Here is a 24,783-nt window from a genome sequence, read left to right on the forward strand (position 1 = left end):
TTAGGTTTCTGATGAAAATCCGCTACACTGGCAGCGATTTTTGAAACTCATTATGGAATGACACTTTGCAGCTACAACTGATTTGTGAAGCCCCTGAACGCGCTTCTGAGCTTGATGAAATAGCAACTCGCTGGAAGCTTACACACAGTGACGAAAGCGTTTTTGCGCTGGTACTCACCAGCGAGCAATTAGAACTGCGTAAAGTTGATGAACCTAAGCTGGGAGCCATCTTCGTTGATTGGGTCTCCGGGGCGGTGGCGCATCGTCGTAAGTTTGGTGGCGGTAAAGGTCAATCCATTGCAAAAGCAGCAGGGCTCAATAAAGGTGCCACACCTACGGTGCTGGATGGAACGGCAGGCTTAGGTCGAGATGCATTTGTTTTAGCCTCTTTGGGCTGCAAAGTACAAATGGTTGAGCGCCATCCTGTGGTTGCGGCATTGTTGGATGATGGATTAAATCGAGCCAAGCAGGACAGTGAAATTGGTGGTTGGGTTTCAGAGCGCGTGACGCTGCTGCACGCATCCAGTCACGATGCGCTCAATAAATTAGCCAATGACGAAAGCTTCGTTCGCCCAGATGTGGTGTATCTCGATCCTATGTATCCTCATCCTGAGAACAAAAAGAAAAGCGCTTTGGTTAAGAAAGAGATGCGCGTATTCCAGTCGCTTGTCGGCGCAGATAACGACGCTGACGCGCTATTAGAACCCGCATTGCAACTTGCGACTAAACGAGTAGTGGTGAAGCGTCCTGATTACGCAAATTGGCTGGCAGAGCAAAAGCCAAGTATGGCAATAGAAACCAAAAAGAACCGCTTTGATGTTTATGTGATTGCAGCGATGACGGACGAAAAATAACAGGCGGAAACATCAGACGAAAACAGCTGACGAATAGCACGCTTGCCTTTTTATTAGCAGAGGGTTATATATAACCAAGAATCATTATCATTTTTGTTTGGTTGTATTTATGGCTCAGCGTTTATGTAAATTAAGTCGTCACGATATCACTGCTTCGTTGTCAGATATTCATCGAATCGTTGCTGCACCTAAGTACTTATGTCGCTCGTGCGCGCGTTCATCTTCCGACAAAAAGAGATTGTGCAAACCTCAGGCTTTTTCTGTAAATGCTCCGGTTGCGAAAGAAAGTACTACCGTTGACAAGAGCAGCAAAGCGGCGTTAAAAGTTGCTAAGAAAACGCTTAAAGCGCAGAAAAAATATCAGAAGAAACTGGAAAAAGTGCTGAAAAAACAACGCAAGCTTGCCAAGAAACAGCAAGCACTGCAGTTGAAGTTTGCCAAGTTAAATCAGGCAACAAGCAGTGAGTATTCACTTACTTCTCAGTATCACTAACGGCTACTTAAAGCCTCAAATACAAAAACGCCATCAGCTTAACCTGATGGGCGTTTTGCTATGCGATTCTTTCTTACCAGTGTTTGATCAGCCAGTGTTTAAGCGCTTTCGGCTTCTTTGTAGCTTTGAGCAACTTTACGTTTCACCCAAGTTTCGTTAACCCACAGTGAGAACAAAATGATGATGCCGCCAATAGTCAGACGAGCGACATCCACATCTCGGTTCCAAATAACGATGTTGACGATTAAACCTGCTGGAACCAAAGCGTTATTCATGATCGCCAATGCACCCGCGTTAACTAAACACGCGCCCTTGTTCCACACGAAATAACCTAGACCAGATGCAATCACACCAAGGTAAATCAGAATGCCCCATTGTAGTGAGGTAGTTGGTAGCTTCGCTGGGTTGCCTAAAAGCGCGAACGCTACGGTTGCCACAACCAGTGCGCCTAAGTAGAAATAACCAAATACCGTGCGTTGAGGAAGCTCTACGCTTTGGTTTTCCATAACATATTTATAAGCCACCTGACCGATTGCAAAACAGAGGTTAGCACCTTGCACAACAAAGAAGCCAATCACGAAGTTCTCATTGATACCTGCAAACTTAATGAACACCGCACCCGCTACCGCGATAGCGGCCGTAACCAGATACCACGGAGAGAAACGTGCTTTAAGCAAATCGTAAATCAAAGTGACGTAAATAGGTGTGAATACGGTAAACAGTAATACTTCTGGAACAGAGAGCAGTAAAAACGATTGGTAGTAGAAGCAGTACATCAATCCAAGTTGGATACCACCGATAGACATTAACTGAACAATCAGTTTTTTTGGTACTTGCTTGAATTTCAAAAACGGTAGGAAGACAACGCTTGCCAGTGCAACGCGCATGAACACTGAGAACCAAGAGTCAACCTGACCCGCCAGATAAACGCCGATCAGGCTAAATGAAAATGCCCAAAGTAGGGTAACTGCAGATAAATAAAACATAATCCCGGATATTTCTATAAGTGGATGTTTGAAATTATCCGCAGTCTATCTGATTTATTATTGCTCGTCAGTCATTAAGTGGTACTACCAACATGTCGACAGGTGAACAATTTATGAGCTGTCTTGTTGAGGAGAGTAACTTGCTCCAAAAATCTTGGTGATGGCCACAAACCACAAGGTCAATATTGAACTCATTGATGGTGTCACACAGCTCATTACTCAAGTCACCACTGCCCACTAAAGTGTGGTTGATCGGGTAATTCGCGTGATCAGCCAGTTCTTTTAACTGAGCTTGCGATGCTTCCATCGCGTGGTGCTGAGTTTCCGCCAAATTGATATCAATTAGTCCGGTATACAGCTCGGCATAGTTGACGTCGATATGGATAAACGAAACAGCAGCATTGAGAGGTGTCGCGAGCGCAACGGCTTTTTCTACCAGCAATTTGCTGTCTTCAGATAGGTCAACAGCTACTAAGATATGTTTATAGCTCATGATGCCTTCTCCATTTAATAGTCCTCAAGTCAGGTTAATTAAACTTTAGCACCTAGTTAGAAACAATTTTGCCATGATGATCTCATATCCATGCTGAATGAAGGGGCGGCTCAAACTAACAAATAATAATGATCGTGTTATAGTGACTTCCAGTTTGCACAATGATTTAGGAGCGTCTTATGCTTTCACAAACGATGGTTGATCAATTGAATGATCAAATTAACCTCGAATTTTTCTCATCCAATCTATACTTACAAATGAGTGCTTGGTGTGAAGATAAAGGATTCGAAGGAGCAGCTGAGTTTTTAAGAGTTCACGCGGCAGAAGAAATGCAGCACATGCAAAGACTGTTTACTTATGTCAGCGAAACGGGCTCACTGCCGATTTTAGGCGCGATTGAGGCTCCTCGACATAACTTTGCAAGCTTAGGTGATGTGTTCCGTGAAACCTACGAACATGAGCAAATGATTACAGAAAAAATCAACAAATTGGCTCATGCGGCATTCACATCGCAAGACTACTCAACATTTAACTTCCTTCAGTGGTACGTTGCGGAGCAACATGAAGAAGAGAAGTTGTTTAAAGGGATTTTAGACAAGCTAGAACTGGTTGGTGAAGATGGTAAAGCGTTGTTCTTTATCGACAAAGATCTAGCTGCTTTGGCACAAAAAGGCTCATCTTCGGTAATGGATGCCCCTGCTGCTTAATTGCAGTAAAAAGACTCTAAACACGATCGTCTTTTTCTCCGGGTAGCCCTCTTACTTTGGATGTAGGGAGGAAAAGATGATCAGTGGAGATACCATTCTACTAGCGCTAATGATTGTTACTGGTATTAACGTAGCAAGATACCTTACCGCGCTGCGAGCTCTGATTTATATCATGCGAGAAGCTCATCCGTTGCTTTATCAACAAGTTGATGGACGGGGATTTTTCACCACACATGGCAACATGTCTAAACAGGTTCGCCTATATCACTACTTGAAAAGTAAAGAGTACCTTCATCACCATGATGAAGTGTTTACTGGCAAGTGCGATCGTGTGCGTGAGCTTTTCATTCTCTCTTCGTCTCTCGTGGTGTTTACCTCAGTGGTTGCGTTTATGCTCTAGATGAACTTCTGCGCTTTTTTGAAGAATAGAAGTTTGGATAAACGCATTGGTAAGAGTGAACGTTTACCGTTAAAATGCCGCTTCAAGTGAGTGAGGACGTACCGCTGTACGTCCTTTTTTATTGCCTGTTCTTGCTAATAACATAGTTCTAGACGGGTAGAGTTCTGATTACTGGCATTGGTATGAGTCATGAGTGAAAAAGTAGATGTTGTCATCATAGGCGCCGGAGCGGCTGGCCTAATGTGTGCTGCTCAAGCCGGAAAACGTGGACGCCGTGTGATGGTGATTGATCATGCGAAAAAACCAGGACGTAAGATCCTTATCTCCGGTGGTGGTCGCTGCAACTTCACTAACTACGATGTCTCGGCTCAAAACTACCTTTGCCGTAATCCGCACTTCGTGAAATCCGCGCTTTCGCAGTATACCAACTGGGATTTCATCTCGATGGTGAGTAAGTATGGTATTGAGTTCGAAGAGCGATCTCATGGTCAGCTTTTCTGTTTAGACTCGGCGAAAGATATCGTCAAAATGCTGCTTGAAGAGTGCGACCTTCCAAACATTAGTCAGCGCTATCAAGTCGAGACGCTCGATATTCAAAAAACCGAACAAGGTTTCTTGTTGCACACCACACAGGGCGACATTGAGTGTGAGTCTTTGGTTGTGGCGACCGGTGGTCTTTCAATGCCAAAGCTAGGAGCAACACCGTTTGGTTACAAGATTGCTGAGCAGTTTGGTTTACCTGTTATTTCCACTACCGCAGGCTTAGTACCTTTTACTCTGCATGTTGAAGACAAAGACGCATTAGCGGAGCTTTCGGGTATCGCTGTTCCCGCTGAAATTCAGGCAGAATGCGGAAAAAGCTTTAAAGAAGCGCTACTGTTTACCCATCGTGGCTTATCTGGCCCGTCAGTTTTGCAGATTTCTTCGTACTGGAAGCCGGGACAAGCTGTTACCATTAACTTAGTGCCTGAAGTCGATGTCGATGAGTTATTAACTCGTTCCCGAGAAAAGCACCCGAACCAGACACTGAAAAACACCTTAGCGCGCGTACTGCCTAAGCGTTTAGTGGAAGTGTTTATCGAACGTAAGTTGCTGGTAGACAAGCCTCTCAAACAGTTCAATCCGAAAGAGCTGGAAGCAATTAGAGAGACTTTAGAACAGTGGCGTGTGGTACCAAACGGAACAGAAGGCTATCGAACGGCTGAAGTGACCCTTGGCGGCGTGGACACCGATGTTCTTTCTTCTAAAACGATGGAATGCAAAGACATCAAAGGTCTGTATTTCGCTGGTGAAGTAATGGATGTGACTGGCTGGCTCGGTGGTTATAACTTCCAATGGGCATGGTCAAGCGGCTATGTTGCTGGGCTGAACGTATAAAATCGCTGTTGAAATATTTAACCCCCGCAGAGTGTTATTCAGTGAATTGCGGGGTTTATTTGTTCTCTACCAGTTGAGAGTTCTTGGGAAACACGTTGGGATGGTGCTTACGCATATATCTTTGCTCGGCAATCATCTCTTTGAATGACAGGCCTTCCGATAGCAGGAAAATCACTTCATTACCGACCGCTCTCAGTACTTTGCCTTTAACTGGAATATTGGTGTCAAAGGCATTGAGAAGAATTTCACCTTCAACAGTGTCGTTGGGACTAAACAAAGAAGTATCACGCACAATCACACGCATGCCCTGTTCCGATATTTCGCTGACTTTGAACTCTTTGCTTTGAACTCGGAATGTAGGCATGGCGACTTTGGTCTTGTAACTTAGACGAAAATATTGTCTTTGCTCGGTGTGATTCGTCATCTTAGTTAATTTGGCTTTAGCCACTCTTCAAAATTAGGTTAGACGCAGCAGAACATTTTTCTCTGCTTAGTTAGTTAAAGTTTATCTACTTTTCCTGATTTTTCGAAGCGAGTTATCTATTAATCAGTCATTCTTTAGGATGTTTGGTAATATCGCGAAGGATTATTCCATCCAATCGCCTTAAGTAAAAATGATTTGTGTAATAAATAGCGACAGAGCGTAGCCAGAAAGATAGATCTCACATGGTATTTTCTTTTGTACATTGAAAATATAGTACTCTCTACTTTAATTAACCTTGGTTAACACAAAAACTATAACTATATGAATTTACGAAAACTCTTTTTTGTCATTTTGGTATTAGTTTTCTCTGGTTGTGCCACCTATGCTGGGCTCAACTACGATGAACTGTTTGGAGCACCTGAAGTTCGTGAGCGTCAGGTGGCTTTAGACTCGCCTCAAGCTCAGTATTTTATGCAAGAGGTGAAACCCATCATCGATAACCGATGTGTGGTTTGCCATGCTTGCTATGACGCACCTTGTCAGCTGAAACTCTCTTCGGTGGAAGGGATTGATCGCGGCGCAAGTAAAACTCAAGTTTATGAAGGTACGCGCTTAAGTGCGGCAACACCAACTCGCTTGTTTGAAGATGCTCAAACCACTCAAGAGTGGCGTGATTTTGGTTTTCATCCTGTGCTGAATGAACGAGATCAATCGACACGAGCAAACCTTGAAGCAGGGCTGGTGGCAAGACTGCTGAAACAAAAAGAGTTACACCCTCAGCAGCAGCAAGATCAGCTGGAAGGGTTCGATTTTTCTATTTATCGAGAGCAGCAATGTCCGACATTGGAAGAGCATGAAGCTTACCAGCAGGACTACCCTGACTGGGGAATGCCTTTTGGCATGCCAAATCTCAATAAGAGTGAGTACAACAAGCTAATGGCATGGTTGGAAAACGGCGCTCAGATGAATGAACATATACCGCTGACAGCATCGCAACAGACCTTAGTTGATAACTACGAAACACTGTTAAATGCCGACGGTAAGAAAAACCAGTTAGCGGCTCGCTATATCTACGAGCATTTGTTCTTATCCCATATTTATTTTTCTGATCTGAACGAGAAAACGCCGCGTTTCTTTACCCTTGTTCGTTCTGCAACTCCGCCGGGAGAGCCTGTTAAACGCATTGCAACTCGTCGTCCATATGATGATCCGCAAGTTGACCGCGTTTACTACCGCATCATCCCTGAGCAAGGCACCATAGTCGATAAAACCCATATGCCTTACGCCTTGAATAAGAAGCGTATCCACGATTGGAAAGCGTGGTTTATCGATGCGGACTACAAGATTAACGAACTGCCAAGTTACGAGCCTTCGGTCGCGGCTAATCCGATGACGGCCTTTATCGATTTACCCGTTAATGCTCGCTATCGCTTCTTATTGGATAACGCGCAAAACACAATAATGGGCTTTATCAAAGGTCCGGTTTGCCGTGGTCAGCTTGCACTCAACGTTATCAATGATGATTTTTGGGTATTCTTCTTAGACCCTGATAAGGCGGATATCCCAGAGGTAAATGAGTTCTATCGCTCCCAGGCGAATAACCTAAAACTGCCAGCGGAGCGTGAGGACACCATCAACCCAATTGCTACATGGATTAGTTATGCCAAGCAGCAAGCGCGTTATCTGGAAGAAAAATCTGAGTTCACGGCCAAGCAATTTAAAGATGGCCGCTACGTCACGACCGATTTGATTTGGTCTGGTGATGGCACTAACCCGAATGCAGCATTAACCGTATTTAGGCATTTTGACAGCGCCTCTGTGGCACAAGGGTTGGTGGGTAATAAACCCAAAACAGCTTGGGTCTTTGACTACGCTTTGCTGGAACGAGTTCACTATCTGCTGGTGGCGGGTTTTGATGTCTATGGAAACTTCGGTCATCAGCTTGTGACCCGTATGTTTATGGATTTCTTGCGCTTAGAAGGTGAAAGTAACTTCGTTACCTTACTGCCACAAAAAACACGACACGAGGAACTGTCGAGCTGGTATGAGGATCAAAGTGCGTATTTCACTGAGTTTCTATTGCGTAACGTTAAGCCATTTGATGAGCCGAGTAATATCGAGTACACCACGGATGATCCGAAATCAGAGCTGTTTGATAAGCTACGCGAACATGTCCAGCCAGTACTTAGCCAGAGATACGACATCGTTGACACTGGGTTTACCGCTGATCATGAATATGCGCTTAACAGCATCAATTATATTAAAGGAGAGGGCATCCTGCCGGTCCCTCAGTTAATGATGCTGATGATTGAATCCAAATCGGGTGAGTCGCAACTGTTTACTCTGATCCACAACAACGCTCACAGCAACATTTCCAGCTTGTTTGATGAAGAGAACAACCGAGTTCCAGAAAACGACACATTAACCTTGGTAAGAGGTGTTTTGGGCAGTTATCCGGCAGCTTATTTATCGCTGAGAGAAACGGAAATTCCTGAGCTGGTGGCTCGTTTGAAAACACTGGATGGTGAAGAAAGTTATGTGCAGCTATTGGATCGGTTTGCGGTGCGTCGTAGTTCACCAGATTTCTGGTCGTTCAGTGATAGAGTTCATCAGTGGTATAAGCAAGACCAGCCAATTGAATTTGGCTTACTGGATTACAACCGGTTTGAAAACCGATAATCCACAGCGAAAAGAGAAGCCAGTCATACGACTGGCTTCTTTGTTTTTAACTCAGAGATATCGATTCTAAGTCGAAGATAACTATGAATCTCCGGTTGCCAGTGAGCCTATTCGGCTGGTATTCACCACTTTGCGGCGTTCGCTCATGATGATCAGCAGACGTTGCAGTGCGATAAAGCTGAACAGCAAAATACCGACGATGATCTTGGTCCACCAAGAGCTCAAGGTACCGTCAAAGGTGATGTAGGTTTGGATAAGCCCTTGAATAAGTACGCCAAATAATGAGCCAAAGACAGTACCGACACCGCCGGATAGCAAAGTGCCACCGATAACCACAGCAGCGATAGCATCCAGTTCAACACCGACAGCAGCGAGCGGATAGCCCGCAGAGGTGTAGATAGAGAACACAATACCGGCACAAGTGGCCAAGAAAGTGGAAAGCATGTAGATACCGATGGTGGTGCGTTTGACTGGAATACCCATCAAACCTGCTGAAGTCGCATTCCCGCCAATCGCATACACATTGTTACCAAAGCGGGTACGGTGAGCCACAAGCATGCCGATGACGACGATGAAAAGCATCACCACTGCCAACAAGCTTAGTCGACCACCGCCGATGATGTGCCATGAAAAGCGTGACATCTCACGATAGACAGGGTGCTCAATAGGAATGGATTGCTCAGAGATTAAAAAGCTCACACCGCGCAGGAAGAACATACCTGCCAATGTGACGATAAACGCTGGGATTTTTAACGTATCGATAATCCAGCCCATCAAACCGCCAAACAGTGAGCCCATCACCAACACCATGATAATGGCAGTGAAAGGATGAACGCCCCATTCGCCAATCACTGTGGCAAGGAAGATACCGGTAAACGCGACGACCGAGCCCACTGACAGGTCAATACCGCCTGAGAGGATAACGAAAGTCATGCCCACAGCGAGTATGCCCAAGAAAGCATTATCCGTCAGAATGTTACAAATCACCCGCGTGCTCATAAATGCAGGGAACTCCACCATGCAAAACGCATAGCCAATCAGGAACACTGTGATGGTGATAAATAGAGGAAAGTTACGTTTTATCATGATCTATTTCCTCTTAATCAGTTGAATAACCGTCGGGGATTGCAGTATCAACACGGTTAACACCACAAGCGATTTCACAATGTGGTTCCATTGCGGCTGATAACCTGACAACAGAATACCTGTGTTGATGCTTTGAATGATAAAAGCGCCAACCAGTGCGAGCAACAGATTAAAACGGCCGCCCATCAGAGATGTACCCCCAATAACCACCGCTAAAATGGCGTCCATTTCCAACCATAAACCAGCGTTATTGGCGTCAGCACCTTTGATATCGGCAGCGACAATGATCCCTGCGATTGAAGCCATTACACCACTGATGACATACACCGACATCACAATTGCCGGGGTGTTAATACCTGCGTTTTTGGCTGCTTTGATATTGATACCCACAGACTCGATAAAGAGCCCCAATGCTGTTTTCTTGGTGAGTGCCCAAACAATCAATAAGGCACACGCCAACAACAGGATTGGGGTAGGGAAATAGAACAGTGAACCACTACCAAACCAAGACAAAGTGTCGTTGTTGAAGGTGATGATTTGTCCCTCTGTGATGAGCTGTGCGACGCCGCGCCCAGCAACCATCAAAATCAAGGTGGCAACAATCGGTTGGATTTTACACACAGCAACAAGGAAGCCGTTCCATAAACCACAGGCAACCCCCGCTAACACTGAACAGAGCAAAATGGTTGATGGTGCGTAACCTTGCTCAGCCATACTAGCCAGCACGGCTCCGCTTATCGCCATCACCGCACCAACGGAAAGGTCGATACCGCCAGTTGCGATAACCAGTGTCATCCCGATGGTAAGCAGTGCAACAGGTGCACCGCGGTTAAAGATATCGATGACACTGCCAAACAAACGGTCATCTTGAATGTGAATAGAGAAAAAGTTATCAGCAATCAAACTGTTCACAATGAACAGCAGAATAAGAGCAGCAAGCTGTGGCGTGCCTTTTGGCAGTGTAAATTTATTGCGCTGCTCGGGCTTCTTGACTGACTGCAGTGGATTGAGCGTATTCATAATCACCTCAACTCGCAATCGCTTGCATTATGGCTGGTACGGAAAGTTCTTCAGTGGGTATCTCTGCTACCGATTTTCTGTCTCGTAACACGATGACGCGGTCGGCGTAACCAACCAGTTCTTCGAGTTCGGAAGAGATAACCAGCAGAGCGAGCCCGTTAGCACAAAGACTTTCAATCAGACGAATGATCTCGGCATGTGCGCCAACGTCGATACCTCGGGTTGGTTCATCGAGAATCAGGAACTTCGGCTTAGTAAGCAACCAGCGAGCAAGCAGAACCTTTTGCTGATTACCACCAGAGAGGAACTCTACAGGTTGATCAAGGCTCGGCGTTTTGATGGCTAACTGGTCGATATAGCGTTGTGCCACTGCTTCCTGCTCTTTACGTGAGATGGGTTTAAACCAGCCGCGTTGTGCCTGTAAAGCCAGAATAATGTTTTCACGAACAGAAGCCGCGCCAATAATGCCGTCGGTTTTGCGATCTTCAGGACAGTAACCAAAACCCAGATGGGAAGCTTGGCGAGCTGATCGAACCTGAATAGGCCGTCCCTTCAAAGTACAGGTGCCCGAATCGCTAGGTTCTATACCAAAAATCACTTTCGCCGTTTCGGTACGGCCGGAACCTAATAGCCCAGCCAAACCTACAATTTCCCCAGCATGAACTTCGAGATTGAAGGGATTAATGGTGCCTTTCTTGCCATAGTTAGTGAAGGTAACCATTGGCTCATTGTGCTTGCGGGTTTTTCCAGCACGTTTGAGAGCCGTATCTTCCAGTTCACGGCCAAGCATCATTTTCACTAGCTCAATTTGTGGTAGCTCGAGGGTCTCTTTAGTACCAACTAACTGACCGTTACGTAAAACGGTAATGCGGTCGCTCACTTCGTACACTTGGTCAAGGAAGTGGGTGATGAAAATCAGGCTTACACCTTGCTCTTTTAAACCAAGCATTATGTTAAATAACATCTTCACTTCGTTACTGTCGAGACTGGCGGTTGGCTCATCGAGAATCAGTATTTTGGCTGAAAGAGAGATGGCTCTGGCGATAGCAATCACTTGCTGAATCGCAACGGAGAACTGGTTGAGAGGCTGAGTCACATCAATATCTAACCCATAGCTAGTGACGATTCTGCGTGCTTTTTCAGCCATGGTTTTACGGTCAACAAAGCCCCATTTTTTAGGTTCATTGCCGATGAAAAGGTTGTCCATCACGGACATGTTCGGTAGCAGGTTGACTTCCTGATAAACCGTGCCGATCCCGAGATGTTGTGCATGAGCGGTATTCTGTGGAGAGATGGATTGACCATCGAGAGTAATTTCGCCGCCATCACGTTGATACACGCCGGTTAAGGTTTTCACTAACGTTGATTTACCTGCGCCATTTTCCCCCAACAACGCCATGATTTCGCCTTTTCTCAGGCTGAAATCGACATTTTCTAGCGCTTTGACACCGGGGAAATATTTGCAGATCCCTTTGGCGTCTAATATGACATCTTGCTGATTGTTTAACGGCATAATAACTCCAAAAATCTAAACCCTCCCTCCCGAATGGGAGGGAGGGAGATAATAAAATTAATAACCTAAGTCTTTTTTCATTTCTAACTGAGATTTTGCATCAGCTGGTAAATATAAATTGGACTCGGTAACAATTTTCTTCGGTGGAATTGTGCCTTTATCTTTATAAGCCATAAGTGCATCAAGAGCAGGGCCTGCCATATTTGGAGTTAGCTCAACGGTTGCATTCGCTTCGCCACTCATCATCGCTTTAAATATATCTGGAACCGCATCAATAGAGACAATTAAAATATCGCTGCCCGGTTTTAAACCTGCTTCTTTAATTGCTTGAATTGCACCGATTGCCATATCATCGTTATGGGCGAACACCGCACAAATATTTTTACCGTTATTTTCAGCTTTAATAAAGCTTTCCATAACTTCTTTACCTTTACTACGGGTAAATTCGCCTGACTGAGTACGTACAATTTGAATATTGTCGACTGTATCTACAGTGTCGCTGAAGCCTTTTTTACGGTCGATAGCAACACTCGCACCCACGGTACCTTGCAGTTCAACCACGTTACATGGTTTGCCAGCTACTTTGTCGATTAGCCATTTACCCGCTACAGCGCCTTCCAGTACGTTATCAGCGGTGACTGCTGTCATATAAAGCGAGTCGTCTTCTACTGTGATACCACGGTCTAGCAGGAACACGGGAATGCCGTAATCTTTTGCTTCTTCAAGCACAGGCCCCCAACCAGTTTGTACCACAGGTGCGATAAAGATAGCGTCTACACCTTGTGCGATGAAAGAGCGTACCGCCTTGATTTGGTTCTCTTGCTTTTGTTGTGCATCAGAAATTTTTAGTGTCACACCGCGTTTTTCAGCTTCAACTTTGGATACCGCGGTTTCCGCAGCACGCCAGCCTGATTCAGAGCCAATTTGAGAGAAACCTACGGTTAATGAAGCAGCCATGAGTGACCCAGACATTAATATGGTACTGACAGCGGTTGCTAAAGTGAGTTTTTTCAACATGATTAAATCCCTATCTTGTTTAAACTATTTGTTTCACTGTGAAGCTCATTATTAAAATTTATTGAAATAGCCATGAGCAGTAGAAAGAGTAAGACTCAGGATTTATTTGTGGTTAGATTTTAATCACATAAAAAATTTGGTAGCCAAATAGTCCATTTTATTAGCAACTTATTCCTAAAATTCTAATACCTAAGTGCAATTAAATTTTAATTTTCTAATTTAATTAATGTTGATGAGAGTTTTATTTGAAAATAAAAAAAGCCCTCTTAATTCGAGGGCAACATGAGAAAGATATATGTGGAGTGTATAATTTATTGAGATTTCTGTTTGTAACGGTCAAAAATAACAGCAGCAAGCAAGATGGCACCACGTACAACATATTGAGCAAACGGAGACATGTTCAATAGGTTCATTGCGTTTTCTACCGTACCAAGGATGAGAACACCTGCGATAACGTAAGAAACTTTACCGATACCACCTTTCAGTGACACACCACCCAGTACACACGCAGAGATAACAACTAGCTCGAAACCAACAGAAGTCATTGGCTGACCTGATGTCATACGTGCTGCAAGGATGACACCTGCAAGTGCTGAGATAAAACCAGAGATAGTGAAGATCATCATCTTAGTTTTAACCACGTTTACACCAGCAAGACGTGCTGCTTCTTCGTTACCACCAATCGCAAGTGTGTTACGACCGTAAACGGTGCGGTTAAGAAGGAAAGCAAACACACCGAAAGTGATCAGTGTTAACCAGATTGGTGTTGGGATACCCAGAATTGAAGAGTTACCTAAAGCAAAGAAGCTCTCTTCAGTGATACCGACCGCTTTACCATCAGAGATTATATAGCCAAGACCACGGGCAATTTGCATGGTAGCCAGTGTTGTGATCAGCGCGTTGATTTGAAGTTTGGCGATAACGAAGCCGTTTAGCAGACCAAACACCACACCAGAAAGCAGGCCAGCACCAATACCGAGAACTACGCTGCTGGTGGCGTTGATAGCCACTGCGGTTACAACGCCAGAGCAGGCAATGATCGATGCAACGGAAAGGTCTAAGTCACCACAAGCCAGACAGAACAACATGGCACACGCCACCATACCGCTCATTGAAATGGCAAGACCAAGGCCTTTCATGTTGATGAAAGTCGCGAAGTAAGGAACGAATAGGCAGCAGAGTATAAACAGACCTGCAAACACCATTAGCATTCCAAACTTGTCCCAAATTTTAGAGAAGTTAAATCCGCCGGATTTCGCCTCAGACGTCATCGCTTTAGTAGGGCTAGATAAAGACATAATGATATTCCTCAGGTTTAAGCTGCTGCTGACTCTTTGTCGAGCATCGCAAGACGAAGAGCAGTTTGTTCGTTAAATTCATCGCGTTGAAGTTCGCCTGTCACAGCGCCATCTTTCATCACAAGGACGCGGTCAGAGATACCCAACACTTCTGGTAAATCGCTGGAAACGACCAACACGGTGACTCCGTTTTCCGCCAGCTTAAAAATCAATTCGTAAATTTCAGACTTCGCACCTACGTCGATACCACGGGTAGGTTCGTCCAGTAAGATCACGCTCATCGCAGTTGACAACCAACGGCCAAGAATCACTTTTTGTTGGTTACCACCAGAGAGCTTGCCAATCGGTTGTTCAAGCGACGATGCCTTAACATTCAGCGCTTGTTTTTGCTTGGTTGCATTGTCTTTTTCCCAAGCGAAATCGATAAGGCTGTTAAATTTGAGGTGCCATGGACGCGCACTGATGTTGGTGTTTTCCTGCACCGACATGATTGGCACTATGCCATGTGCTTTGCGGTCTTCAGAGCAAAGGGTAATACCTGCACGTATCGCATCTTGCGGTGTTTTAATGCCAATTTTCACATCGTGAAGAAAAATATCTCCACCGGTTTTACGCTCTGCGCCAAACACCAAGCGAGTCAGTTCGGTACGTCCTGCGCCGACAAGACCAAACAAGCCAAGAATTTCACCTTGTTTGATATCCAATGAAACCGGAGCAGAAAGCCCTGGGCCTTGAATGTTCTCTAGGCGTAAGCCACTTTTGCCCAGTTCTCTTGAGCGGTAGTTGTAGATGTCGTTAATTTCGCGGCCAACCATCAGTTCTACGAGACGATCGTGAGTCAGTTCCGACATGTCTTCAAAAGAACGAACGTGTTGACCATCTTTGAAGATAGTAATGGCATCACACAGGTTGAAGATCTCTTCCATGCGGTGAGAGACGTACATAATGATTTTGCCAGCATCCCTTAGTTCACGAATAACCTTGAACAGGTTTTGAATTTCACGTTGAGATAAGCTACTGGTTGGTTCATCAAATGCGATGATTTGTGCGTTGCGGCTAAGAGCTTTGGCGATTTCCACCATTTGCCATTGGCCGATAGATAATTCTTTTAACTGGCATGCTGGGTCAAAAGTTTCACCAAGACGCTCTAACTGCACACGGGCATTTTTGTTTAGCGTTTCGGTATCAACACGACCACCTTTGGTTGGAAGCTGCCCAAGATAAATGTTTTCAGCAACGGTCAGCTCAGGAACCAAGTTCAGTTCTTGGTAGATGATAGCGATACCGTGATCAAGTGCATCGTTAGTTGAAGTAAGAGTGATCTCTTTACCATCAATTGCGATATGACCTTCTGTTGGCTGGTGGAAGCCACTCAAGGTTTTAAGTAGAGTTGATTTACCTGCACCGTTTTCTCCCATCAAAGCATGAACACTACCTGCGCTTGCGCGGAAGCTAACGTTGTTCAGTGCTTTTACACCAGGGAAGTGCTTCGAAATATTACAAAACTCTATGTAAGAAGGGGACTTCGCCATGACTTCTCTCCATTGGTTCAAGGTAACCGTAAAATCAAGAGGGTGACGGCCAAGGTAGCCGTCACCAAAATTGAGCTTATAGCCCTTTCTTCGCTAGTTCGTCTTTGAAGTTGTCACGAGTGATAAGAACTACGTCAGTAACTTCAACGAATTTAGTTGGTTCAACGTCTTCTTTAACCCATTTGTAAAGAGATTCGATACTTCTGTAACCGTGTACGTCTGGGCTTGGAAGTAGAGAACCGTAGAAGCCAGTTGCGTTTGCTTTAGCAAGTTCGTTTACAGCGTCTACACCGTTGATACCGATACCGATAACGTTGTCAGCGCCGAAGCCTTGACCTTCAGTAGCACGGATACCACCAAGAACTGTGTTGTCGTTCATACCAACAACAAGCCATTGTTTAACATTTGGGTATTGAACAAGTAGTGAGTTAGCTGCGTCCAATGCTCCTGGGATGTCGTTAGTTTTAGTTGGTACGCGGTAGATTTGACCTTCTGGGAAACCTGCTTGTTTTAGAGCTGAGATAGAACCATCAACACGGCGACGTGCAGTGTCTAGCTCGTCAGCAGTGATCGCCATAACACCTGTTGATGCTACGTCCCATTTACGCTTAGTCATTTCTTTATAAAGTTCTGAACCTTGACGTTCACCGATAGCGGTTGCCGCCATCATTACCAAAGGTACGTCAACCATAGGTTCGCCTTTGGCGTTAAGGAACTGGTCATCAACAGTAATAACTTTTAAATCATAGCTTTTTGCTTTAGCCATGATTGCTGGACCTAATTTAGGGTCCGGAGTACAGATAACGAAACCTTTCGCGCCTTGAGCTGCAAGGGTATCGATAGCATTCAGTGTTTTTTCACCATCTGGCACAGCCATTTTCACAACTTCAAAGCCAAGGTCTTTACCGGCTTTTTCTGCGAATGACCATTCAGTTTGGAACCATGGCTCTTCAGGTTGTTTAACTAGGTAACCTAGTCGCATGTCATCGCTTGAACCAAAGAACGCATTGGCAGAAGCGCTTAACATTGTTGCCCCGGTTAAGGCAGTCGCTAGTAATAATTTTTTTAGTTTCATTGTTATTCCATCCGCTGGGTAGGGTTTGTTTCACGGACATATTTGAAGATTTCATTTCAAGTTGAAGTGACGAAAATCACACCAAAAAAATGTAGCGATTTTGTCCATTCATTTAGCGGAGGTGAACATGATGGGGATCTCAAATGTTACGTTTTAGTGCATTTCTGACTGCTTTTGGTGCGTATGTAATCGTTTGAATAGTCGTTATAGCCTTATTTGGCAAGGCTTGGTGTGTTTTTTAATCAGATGCACAGAAATAAATTCATGGCGGTTTTGTCCATACATCTAGCAGGCAATGTCATGGCTGAATCATCCATGCAGGGGTATAACAAACAAAAAAATATCACCCTACATGGACACCCTATACGGAGCTGTTATGAAGCATTTAGCGACACACCCTGCACACGTTATCGGTCTGGATTTTGGTTCAGATTCTGTACGTGCATTATTGGTCAACGCTGTTAGTGGTGAGGAAGTGGCATCTGGTGTCACTTACTACCCGCGTTGGATGGAAGGCCTATATAACGAACCTGAACAATCTCAGTTTCGCCATCACCCGAAAGACTACATAGAAGCGATGACTCAAGCGATACGTGAAGCGCTTGAGCAAGTCCCTGCGGAAATCGCTCAGTCTGTAGTGGGTATTGGTGTTGATACTACGGGTTCGACGCCAGCTCCGGTTGACGCACAAGGTAATGTTTTAGCTCTGTTGCCTGAATTTGCAGAAAACCCGAACGCGATGTTTATCTTGTGGAAAGACCACACATCAGTTTCAAAAGCAGATTTGATTAATGAATTGGCCCATGGCGGCGAGTTCATCGATTACACCAAGTACATTGGTGGTATTTACTCTTCAGAATGGTTCTGGGCTAAAGCAGCTTGGGTGAGTGAACAAGATGATCAAGTCGCGAAAGCCGCTCATAGCTGGGTGGAACTGTGTGATTGGATCCCTGCACTGCTTTCAGGTAACGAACATCCAAGTAAATTCCGCCACGGTATCTGTGCCGCTGGTCATAAAGCGATGTGGCATGACAGCTGGGGTGGCCTACCGGATCAAAAATTCCTTTCTGCAATTTCGCCAACTCTTGATGGTATTCGTGAGCGTATGTTTGATGAGGTTTATACCTCTGAAGATGTTGCTGGTTACCTAACTCCGGAGTGGGCAGAGAAATTTGGTTTGCCAGCAGGTCTAGCGGTTGCTGTGGGTGAGTTCGACTGTCACATGGGCGCTGTTGGCGCAGGGGCAGGCGAGCATGATTTAGTTAAAGTTATCGGTACTTCAACCTGTGACATCCTGATGGTGGACGCAGATAAAGTGGGCGATCGCACCATTCACGGCATTTGTGGTCAGGTGAAAGGCAGCGCGCTACCAAGCTTGATGGCTTTGGAAGCGGGTCAATCGGCATTTGGCGATGTTTATGCTTGGTATAAGCGCGTACTGATGTGGCCAATTCAGGCTCTAGCGAAAACCAATACCGACGCAGCAAAACTGATGGAGCATTTGGATAAGTCGATTGTGCCAATGCTTACTGATGCTGCGCAGCAATATGCTTTCAACGATAACTCACCATTAGCGATGGACTGGCATAACGGTCGTCGTACTCCTTACGCAAACCAACGCCTCAAAGGCGCGATTACCGATCTGAACTTGGGTTCGACCGCTCCAGCGATGTTTGCGGCTCTGGTTGAGTCAACGGCTCACGGCGCGAAAGCGATTGTCGACTGCTTTGTTGACCAAGGTATGGATGTTGAACGTGTTATCGCCATCGGTGGTATCTCGCAAAAATCCCCATACGTAATGCAGATGTGTGCTGATGTTATTGGTCGTGACATTGCAGTGGCAAGCTCTGAGCAGTGTTGCGCTCTGGGTGCTGCGATTTTCGCGGCAGTTGCTGCCGGTGTGTATGAAGATGCTCAACAAGCGCAGAAAGCGATGGCAAGCCCAATCAGTCAAGTTTACAAACCAAATGCGGTAGCTAAAGCGCTACGTGAACAACGTTACGCTGGCTACCGTGAGCTTGGCCAACACCTAGAGCAAATTTCTGAATCAAAACTGTCTCAGGAGCGCAGCCATGGGTGAGCTAGCAACGGGCGCAGCTAAAGCGGTACTTAGCCAAGAAGAGCGCCTAAAAAAGCTTCGCCATGATGTGTGGCAAGCGAACTTAGATCTCGAACGTCACAAGTTAGTGACGTTCACTTGGGGCAATGTGTCAGCGATCGACCGTGAATCTGGCTTGGTAGTGATCAAGCCAAGCGGTGTGGCTTACGAAGATTTAAGCGCTGAAAACATGGTGGTGGTTGATCTGGAAGGCAACATCGTGGAAGGCGATTTGAACCCGTCTTCAGATACCGCGACGCACTTAGTGTTGTACCGCACCTACGCCAAGATTGGTGGCGTGGTTCACACCCATTCACCTCAAGCAACGGCTTGGGCGCAAGCGGGTAAAGCAATTCCGGCATTAGGCACAACTCATGCGGATTACTTCTACGGCAGCATTCCATGTACTCGTGCTCTCTCAAATAAAGAGATCGCTACAGATTACGAATTGAATACCGGTCTGGTGATCGCAGAAACCATTGGGGATAACGACCCAATTGCGATTCCCGGAATTTTAGTCAAAGAACATGCACCGTTCTGCTGGGGCAAAGATGCTCATCAAGCGGTGCACAACGCAGTAGTGACAGAGGTTGTTTCCGGAATGGCTCTGCAAACTCTACAGATCAATCCTGCGGTGGAATATATCAATCAAGCGTTGCTCGATAAGCACTACCTACGTAAACACGGAGCCAATGCTTATTACGGTCAGTCAGCTAAGAATAAAGGGTAAGTCATGAAAGTATTTAATGAAAAACAAGTTTGGTTTGTCACTGGTTCACAAACGCTATACGGACCAAAAGTGCTTGAGCAAGTTGCGCTTGAAAGCGGTCAGATGGTTGCGAGTTTCAACGAAACCAGCGCAATCTCTGTACCTATGGTAGACAAAGGCACAGTGAAGTCTCCGGAAGAGATTCTTAATGTATGTCGTGCAGCGAACAACGATCCTGACTGTATCGGTTTGGTTCTTTGGATGCACACCTTCTCTCCTGCAAAAATGTGGATTGCTGGTCTTTCTCAGTTGAACAAACCGTTCATGCACCTTCACACTCAGTTCAATGCGGCGCTTCCTTGGGACAGCATCGACATGAACTACATGAACACACACCAAAGTGCTCATGGTTGTCGTGAATTTGGCTTTATCGGCACTCGTATGGGTATCGACCGTAAAGTGGTTGTTGGTCACTGGCAAAACCCACAAGTTCATAAAGAAATGGATGACTGGTGCCGTGCGGCTGTGGGTATCCACGCAGGTCAAAACCTAAGAGTGGCGCGTTTTGGTGACAACATGCGTCAAGTTGCGGTCACCGAAGGCAACAAAGTTTCTGCGCAAATCCAGTTCGGCTATGAAGTGAACGCTTACGGCTTGGGTGAACTGACTGAAGCAGTTCAATCAGTATCGGATGCTGATGTGGCTCGCATGTTGGATGAGTACGCATCAACTTACGAAATGAAATCAGAGCTTCTAACGGATGCTTCACTGCTTAAATTGATGCAGCACGAAGCGCGCCTAGAAATGGGTATGGAACGTTTCTTAACAGATGTTGGTGCTAATGCATTCACCAACACCTTTGAAAACTTAACCGGTCTAGGTTCTCTACCAGGTCTTGCAACACAACGTCTGATGGCGAAAGGCTTTGGTTACGGCGGTGAGGGTGACTGGAAAACGTCGGCTATGGTTCACATCATGAAGCAGATGGGTAAAGGTCGCCAAGGTGGTACTTCATTCATGGAAGACTACACCTATAACTTCGGTGCAACTGACCAAGCTCTTGGCGCGCACATGCTAGAAGTGTGTCCATCAATCGCTGCGGCAAAACCACGCCTAGAAATTCACCGTCATACGATTGGTCTGAAGTGTGATGTTCCTCGTCTGCTATTTAGCGGTAAAGAAGGTGATGCACTTAACGTGTCTGTGATTGACCTTGGTAACCGCTTCCGCATGGTAGTGAACACAGTGAAGACTGTCGCTCCACCACAAAGCATGCCACACCTACCAGTTGCTCACGCGCTTTGGGAACCAATGCCAAATCTACAAGTCGCTGCGGCAACTTGGATTCATGCAGGCGGCGCACACCACAGTGCATACAGCCAGCAGGTGAGTGTAGATACCCTAGCGGATTACGCAGATATCCTAGGTATGGAAATGGTTGTTATCGACGAAAACACTGAGACTCGTACGTTCAAGCAAGAGCTGAAAACTAACAGCTTGTACTACCGTCTAGCTTCAGGCGTTTAATCGAAAAATCTCCCTCACGGTGAACACTCATTGTGAGGGAGAAGTTGTAGAGGTAATTATGGCGGTTGACGAATCTAAACTAGAGCAGGGCTTTGATACTCTCAGTCCGTTTGATATTCATTATAACCGTTGGACACTGCGTGTTGCTGGTCAGTGTTCAACTAAGTTTGAGCTACTTTTTGACGATACTGTGTTGTATCAAGGTAAGCTGGAACTGATTAACAATGGTGAGTTACTGGATGTATCGCAGGCTCAGTGGAAGTTTCGTCATCGCCATGATCGAATAGAGCAGTGGTGTCAGCTACATCATGTCGACAAGTTATCCGTCAATATGAACTACTACTTTCACGATAAAGCAGTGGTGATTGAGTATTTGGCGCGCAATAGTATTCCAACACGTTTAGACATTAGACATGAGATAGTGCCGCTGGATAGTGTGGAAAACGTTCAACCGCCACAATCAGAACAACCGGATTGGCAACGCTGTCGTCATGGTCTTCCTAGTGAATCTATTCGTCACTCCATTAAACCAGACCTGTTTCGCGAAGCTTTTTCAGCGACTCAGTGGATCGTATTAGATAAAATGTGATGTCGAAAATCGCAATACTTCCGGGCTCAACATACACTAGAAAAAATTCTAATGATTGTTGGTCTATGCAAAACACAGATCCACTCAAGCCGGGGTATGACTTTGATGCGCATTTAGTCGCGGGTCTCACTCCTATTATCGAAGGTGACGAGCTCGACTACACCATCGATCGTCCAAACGGCATGAAAGGGTACATCATCAATATCACCAGCAAAGGTGAAGGCACCATTTTTTCCGGTGAACATGAGTTTCATGTTAAAGCTGGAGACTTACTCCTGTTTCCCCCTAGCGCCGCCCATTATTACCGCCGCAAAGAAGACAACGCTTCATGGTTTCACCGTTGGGTGTATTTCCGGCCGCGTGCATTTTGGAATGACTGGTTAAACTGGCAGGAAGAGCGTAATGGGGTTTATGTCACTAGCGGCTTGTCTGCGCAGGACATCGAGCACATTGAAAGCTTGTTTGTCGATATCGAATACACCGCGAAATCGGATTTACCTTATCGGGACGATTTGGCGATTAACTTGCTTGAACAGCTGCTGATTCGCTGTAAATCGGTGCAGCCGGATGTGGTCAGTAAGCCACTCGATCCACGCATCATTCAGGCGATTAACTACATGACACAAAACCTCAATCAGGATTTCACGCTTGAGGAAATTGCTGCACATACCTGTTTATCGCCATCTCGCTTAGGGCATCTGTTCCGTGATGAGATGAAGATGACCATTACCCAATGGCGCGATGACCAACGTATTAGCCGTGCGAAGCAATTGTTAGTGACTACTCACTATTCAGTTAACCACATTGGTCGAATAGTCGGCTATTCCGATCCCCTTTATTTCTCTCGCGTATTTAAGCGCAAAGCGGGTGTCAGCCCGAAGCTGTATCGAGAGAAAATCACCTGATAAATTATCTCAAACAAAGCCGGAGACCTTCTCCGGCTTTGTTTTGTTACTGGCTAAATAACAATGATGAGAGCAAGTATCTTGAGCTAGATTCCAGCTTTAGCTGCAAAGCACATGGCATTTTCAACAATGATTATTTCTAAACTATAGTTGATTTGTTAGTTGGCAAAAGGAGTAGCCAGAATGAATCAAGAAGCCTTGCTCTCTCGTTTTAATGAATTACCTCGTATTGAAAGTATTCAACAAGAGCTACTGAATATGGTGAACAGTGAGAACCTCAACTTCAGTGAGCTTTCACGTAAGATGTCGATGGACCAAGTGCTTAGCGCTCGAGTTTTGCGGATGGCAAATTCAGCCCAGTTTGGTGGCGCGCATGGTGTTTCAACGATTAACGAAGCGATCATTCGTGTCGGCAGTGGTGCGGTGCGAACTCTGGTCTCTTCCTCGGTTGTGTCTGGTGTTTTCCCTAAACTCGCCACCCTCAATATCAAAGACTATTGGGCCAATACTTTTGAAATTGCCATGATTGCCAGCAAACTGGCGAAGGCGGCACGTTTAGACCCGAATGAAGCTTTTACGACCGGAGTGCTGCACAATATCGGTGAACTTATGATTCATGCTTTGGAGCCTGATATCGCTTCGCAAATAAAATATCGGGTAGAGCATGGTGAAGAGTTGGTTGCAGTGCAAAAAGAGCTGCTTGATACCGATGCTCAAGAACTTGGTGCTAGGCTAGCTCGCGAATGGCAGTTCCCATCTGATATGGCGGATGCGATAGAAAATGTGAATCATCCGGGCAAGGCTACAGAAGCTAAGCGATTAGCCTGTGTTCTACTTTTGGCTCGTGAAATCCATAAGCGTTGGGACTCATTGTTCGATGAACGAGAAAAGCGTGCGTTTCTTACTCGTCATCCCGCTGCTAAAGCTCTGGCGTTGTCGCCGGATGTGTACGTGGAAATAGACAGAGTTCGCGGGCAAGGCGTGGAGCTAGCACACCAACTTTTTTAGTCAGTCACAATCGCTTAAACAGCCCATGCAACAGCGTGGGCTTTGACTTTTTTAGGTAGAAGGCGCGAGCTTTTTGGAAAGCTTCAGTTGCTGCACTATCAAACCAATGATGATTAGCACTAAGCCGATTAATGTCGAAGGATGAATTTCTTCACCTATGATGGTCGCAAGCAGGATCAATGAAATAAACGGCGAGGCAAAAATTAGGTTACTGATGCGCGCGGTATTGTTGGTGCTCTTTAATGCGCTAAGCCAAAGTACAAAGGTAATTCCCATTTCGAATAATCCCACGTAGGTCACAGCGGCCCAACCTTTAATGGTAATTTGGCTCCATGGTGCGCCTTCGTAGACGTTCAATCCAATGGCAAACGGGATAGCAACAAGAAAGCCCAGCAGCACGCCGACAACCGGTTCAGCTTGGTTCTTGGTATTGAGTATCCAATATCCCGCCCAAAGCAATGTGGAAAGCAGTGCTAACCCAACACCCAATGGGCTGTCGAATTTCAAACCGAGAATATCGCCTTTGGTTGCTATCACAATAACGCCTAAGTAACTGAGTACACAGGCGAGCCAATCTTGCTTTCTGATAGTCTGACCCAAGAAAACCGCCGCCATCAACGTTAAAGTGATTGCCCAGCTATAATTTATTGACTGAGCTTGCGAAGCTGGAAGTAACGCATACGCTTTAAATAGAATTAAATAGTAAGCCAGAGGGTTAATCAGCCCTAGAAGCAAGTAGTACCAAGGGTTAGCAAAAAAGGTGCTGGCGATCAGATTTAGATGACCTCTTAGGGCGCAAATAATGAATAAAGCCAGTGCTGAGACAATACTTGCGATAGTGAGCATTTGAATCGGCGTGAATTCTGCCAGAGTGAGTTTAAAAGCTGTGGCAACGGTGGACCAAAGCAGAACTGCGGACAGTCCTAGCCCTAATGCGCGACGCTCGTTCATTTGTTTTCCCTAACTTTATTTGCTGTTGTTTGGATTTGACGT

At 45.6% G+C, this 24,783-nt stretch carries 23 protein-coding genes; 12 read left to right on the forward strand and 11 right to left on the reverse strand.

Annotation, left to right across the window (positions count from 1 at the left end):
- Positions 1 to 65: 65 nt before the first annotated feature.
- Both HKI82_RS15430 and HKI82_RS15435 read left to right on the forward strand, forming a co-directional pair.
- Entirely contained in the window at positions 66 to 854 is a 789-nt protein-coding gene (locus HKI82_RS15430) for a class I SAM-dependent methyltransferase (RefSeq protein WP_171138470.1), read from the forward strand.
- A gap of 109 nt (positions 855 to 963) precedes the next feature.
- Entirely contained in the window at positions 964 to 1,347 is a 384-nt protein-coding gene (locus HKI82_RS15435) for a hypothetical protein (RefSeq protein WP_102941471.1), read from the forward strand.
- Positions 1,348 to 1,445: 98 nt separating this feature from the next.
- Here HKI82_RS15435 and HKI82_RS15440 read toward each other — a convergent pair whose 3' ends face one another.
- Both HKI82_RS15440 and uspA read right to left on the reverse strand, forming a co-directional pair.
- Positions 1,446 to 2,333 carry a carboxylate/amino acid/amine transporter gene (locus HKI82_RS15440; RefSeq protein WP_102941472.1) on the reverse strand — a complete coding sequence of 296 codons (888 nt, stop codon included), beginning with the start codon at positions 2,331 to 2,333 and terminating at the stop codon, positions 1,446 to 1,448.
- Between the two features lie 67 nt (positions 2,334 to 2,400).
- Entirely contained in the window at positions 2,401 to 2,826 is a 426-nt protein-coding gene (gene uspA, locus HKI82_RS15445) for a universal stress protein UspA (RefSeq protein WP_102941473.1), read from the reverse strand.
- A gap of 179 nt (positions 2,827 to 3,005) precedes the next feature.
- Here uspA and ftnA point away from each other — a divergent pair, with 179 nt between their 5' ends.
- The 3 genes from ftnA to HKI82_RS15460 all read left to right on the forward strand — a co-directional run bounded on the left by ftnA (position 3,006) and on the right by HKI82_RS15460 (position 5,310).
- The gene (gene ftnA, locus HKI82_RS15450; protein ID WP_042490073.1) at positions 3,006 to 3,533 is read left to right on the forward strand and encodes a non-heme ferritin; all 528 of its coding nucleotides are present in this window, start codon (positions 3,006 to 3,008) and stop codon (positions 3,531 to 3,533) included.
- 76 nt (positions 3,534 to 3,609) lie between these two features.
- The gene (gene uspB, locus HKI82_RS15455; protein ID WP_102941474.1) at positions 3,610 to 3,933 is read left to right on the forward strand and encodes a universal stress protein UspB; all 324 of its coding nucleotides are present in this window, start codon (positions 3,610 to 3,612) and stop codon (positions 3,931 to 3,933) included.
- A 189-nt stretch (positions 3,934 to 4,122) separates the two neighbouring features.
- Positions 4,123 to 5,310, forward strand: coding sequence for a BaiN/RdsA family NAD(P)/FAD-dependent oxidoreductase (locus HKI82_RS15460; protein WP_171138471.1), 1,188 nt, complete (start codon positions 4,123 to 4,125; stop codon positions 5,308 to 5,310).
- Positions 5,311 to 5,365: 55 nt separating this feature from the next.
- Here HKI82_RS15460 and HKI82_RS15465 read toward each other — a convergent pair whose 3' ends face one another.
- The gene (locus HKI82_RS15465) at positions 5,366 to 5,734 is read right to left on the reverse strand and encodes a PilZ domain-containing protein (RefSeq protein ID WP_102941476.1); all 369 of its coding nucleotides are present in this window, start codon (positions 5,732 to 5,734) and stop codon (positions 5,366 to 5,368) included.
- Positions 5,735 to 6,055: 321 nt separating this feature from the next.
- Between HKI82_RS15465 and HKI82_RS15470 the strand changes: the two genes are divergently transcribed.
- Positions 6,056 to 8,413 carry a fatty acid cis/trans isomerase gene (locus HKI82_RS15470; RefSeq protein ID WP_171138472.1) on the forward strand — a complete coding sequence of 786 codons (2,358 nt, stop codon included), beginning with the start codon at positions 6,056 to 6,058 and terminating at the stop codon, positions 8,411 to 8,413.
- 81 nt (positions 8,414 to 8,494) lie between these two features.
- Here HKI82_RS15470 and yjfF read toward each other — a convergent pair whose 3' ends face one another.
- The 7 genes from yjfF to HKI82_RS15505 form a co-directional block, all read right to left on the reverse strand.
- Positions 8,495 to 9,499: a galactofuranose ABC transporter, permease protein YjfF gene (gene yjfF / locus HKI82_RS15475; RefSeq protein ID WP_102941478.1), complete on the reverse strand. Its 1,005-nt coding sequence runs from the start codon at positions 9,497 to 9,499 to the stop codon at positions 8,495 to 8,497.
- Positions 9,500 to 9,502: 3 nt separating this feature from the next.
- The gene (gene ytfT / locus HKI82_RS15480; RefSeq protein WP_171138473.1) at positions 9,503 to 10,519 is read right to left on the reverse strand and encodes a galactofuranose ABC transporter, ATP-binding protein YtfT; all 1,017 of its coding nucleotides are present in this window, start codon (positions 10,517 to 10,519) and stop codon (positions 9,503 to 9,505) included.
- A gap of 7 nt (positions 10,520 to 10,526) precedes the next feature.
- Positions 10,527 to 12,032: a galactofuranose ABC transporter, ATP-binding protein YtfR gene (gene ytfR / locus HKI82_RS15485; RefSeq protein ID WP_171138474.1), complete on the reverse strand. Its 1,506-nt coding sequence runs from the start codon at positions 12,030 to 12,032 to the stop codon at positions 10,527 to 10,529.
- 57 nt (positions 12,033 to 12,089) lie between these two features.
- Positions 12,090 to 13,049 (reverse strand): galactofuranose ABC transporter, galactofuranose-binding protein YtfQ, encoded by a 960-nt coding sequence (ytfQ, locus tag HKI82_RS15490; protein WP_171138475.1) that lies wholly within the window; start codon positions 13,047 to 13,049, stop codon positions 12,090 to 12,092.
- 311 nt (positions 13,050 to 13,360) lie between these two features.
- The gene (gene araH / locus HKI82_RS15495; protein ID WP_102941482.1) at positions 13,361 to 14,347 is read right to left on the reverse strand and encodes an L-arabinose ABC transporter permease AraH; all 987 of its coding nucleotides are present in this window, start codon (positions 14,345 to 14,347) and stop codon (positions 13,361 to 13,363) included.
- 17 nt (positions 14,348 to 14,364) lie between these two features.
- The gene (gene araG, locus HKI82_RS15500; RefSeq protein WP_102941483.1) at positions 14,365 to 15,879 is read right to left on the reverse strand and encodes an L-arabinose ABC transporter ATP-binding protein AraG; all 1,515 of its coding nucleotides are present in this window, start codon (positions 15,877 to 15,879) and stop codon (positions 14,365 to 14,367) included.
- Between the two features lie 76 nt (positions 15,880 to 15,955).
- Positions 15,956 to 16,954 (reverse strand): arabinose ABC transporter substrate-binding protein, encoded by a 999-nt coding sequence (locus HKI82_RS15505; protein WP_102941484.1) that lies wholly within the window; start codon positions 16,952 to 16,954, stop codon positions 15,956 to 15,958.
- Positions 16,955 to 17,330: 376 nt separating this feature from the next.
- Between HKI82_RS15505 and HKI82_RS15510 the strand changes: the two genes are divergently transcribed.
- From HKI82_RS15510 to HKI82_RS15535, 6 genes are all read left to right on the forward strand, one after another.
- The gene (locus HKI82_RS15510) at positions 17,331 to 19,034 is read left to right on the forward strand and encodes a ribulokinase (RefSeq protein ID WP_171138476.1); all 1,704 of its coding nucleotides are present in this window, start codon (positions 17,331 to 17,333) and stop codon (positions 19,032 to 19,034) included.
- On the forward strand, positions 19,027 to 19,782 hold the full coding sequence (locus HKI82_RS15515; protein WP_171138477.1) for an L-ribulose-5-phosphate 4-epimerase: 756 nt from the start codon (positions 19,027 to 19,029) through the stop codon (positions 19,780 to 19,782). Before HKI82_RS15510 ends, HKI82_RS15515 begins: the two co-directional genes overlap by 8 nt.
- A gap of 3 nt (positions 19,783 to 19,785) precedes the next feature.
- Positions 19,786 to 21,288 (forward strand): L-arabinose isomerase, encoded by a 1,503-nt coding sequence (araA, locus tag HKI82_RS15520; protein ID WP_171138478.1) that lies wholly within the window; start codon positions 19,786 to 19,788, stop codon positions 21,286 to 21,288.
- 58 nt (positions 21,289 to 21,346) lie between these two features.
- A complete protein-coding gene (locus HKI82_RS15525; RefSeq protein ID WP_102941488.1) occupies positions 21,347 to 21,877 on the forward strand; it encodes a hypothetical protein in 531 nt (176 codons plus the stop codon).
- 65 nt (positions 21,878 to 21,942) lie between these two features.
- The gene (gene araC, locus HKI82_RS15530; protein ID WP_102941489.1) at positions 21,943 to 22,782 is read left to right on the forward strand and encodes an arabinose operon transcriptional regulator AraC; all 840 of its coding nucleotides are present in this window, start codon (positions 21,943 to 21,945) and stop codon (positions 22,780 to 22,782) included.
- Between the two features lie 183 nt (positions 22,783 to 22,965).
- A complete protein-coding gene (locus HKI82_RS15535) occupies positions 22,966 to 23,790 on the forward strand; it encodes an HDOD domain-containing protein (RefSeq protein WP_102941490.1) in 825 nt (274 codons plus the stop codon).
- Positions 23,791 to 23,841: 51 nt separating this feature from the next.
- Here the strand turns inward: HKI82_RS15535 and HKI82_RS15540 are convergent, their stop codons facing one another.
- Positions 23,842 to 24,741, reverse strand: a complete 900-nt coding sequence (locus HKI82_RS15540) for a DMT family transporter (RefSeq protein ID WP_102941491.1) — start codon at positions 24,739 to 24,741, stop codon at positions 23,842 to 23,844.
- Positions 24,742 to 24,783: the final 42 nt, after the last annotated feature.

It is taken from the genome of Vibrio plantisponsor, assembly GCF_013041605.1.
Classification (GTDB): Bacteria; Pseudomonadota; Gammaproteobacteria; order Enterobacterales; family Vibrionaceae; genus Vibrio; species Vibrio plantisponsor.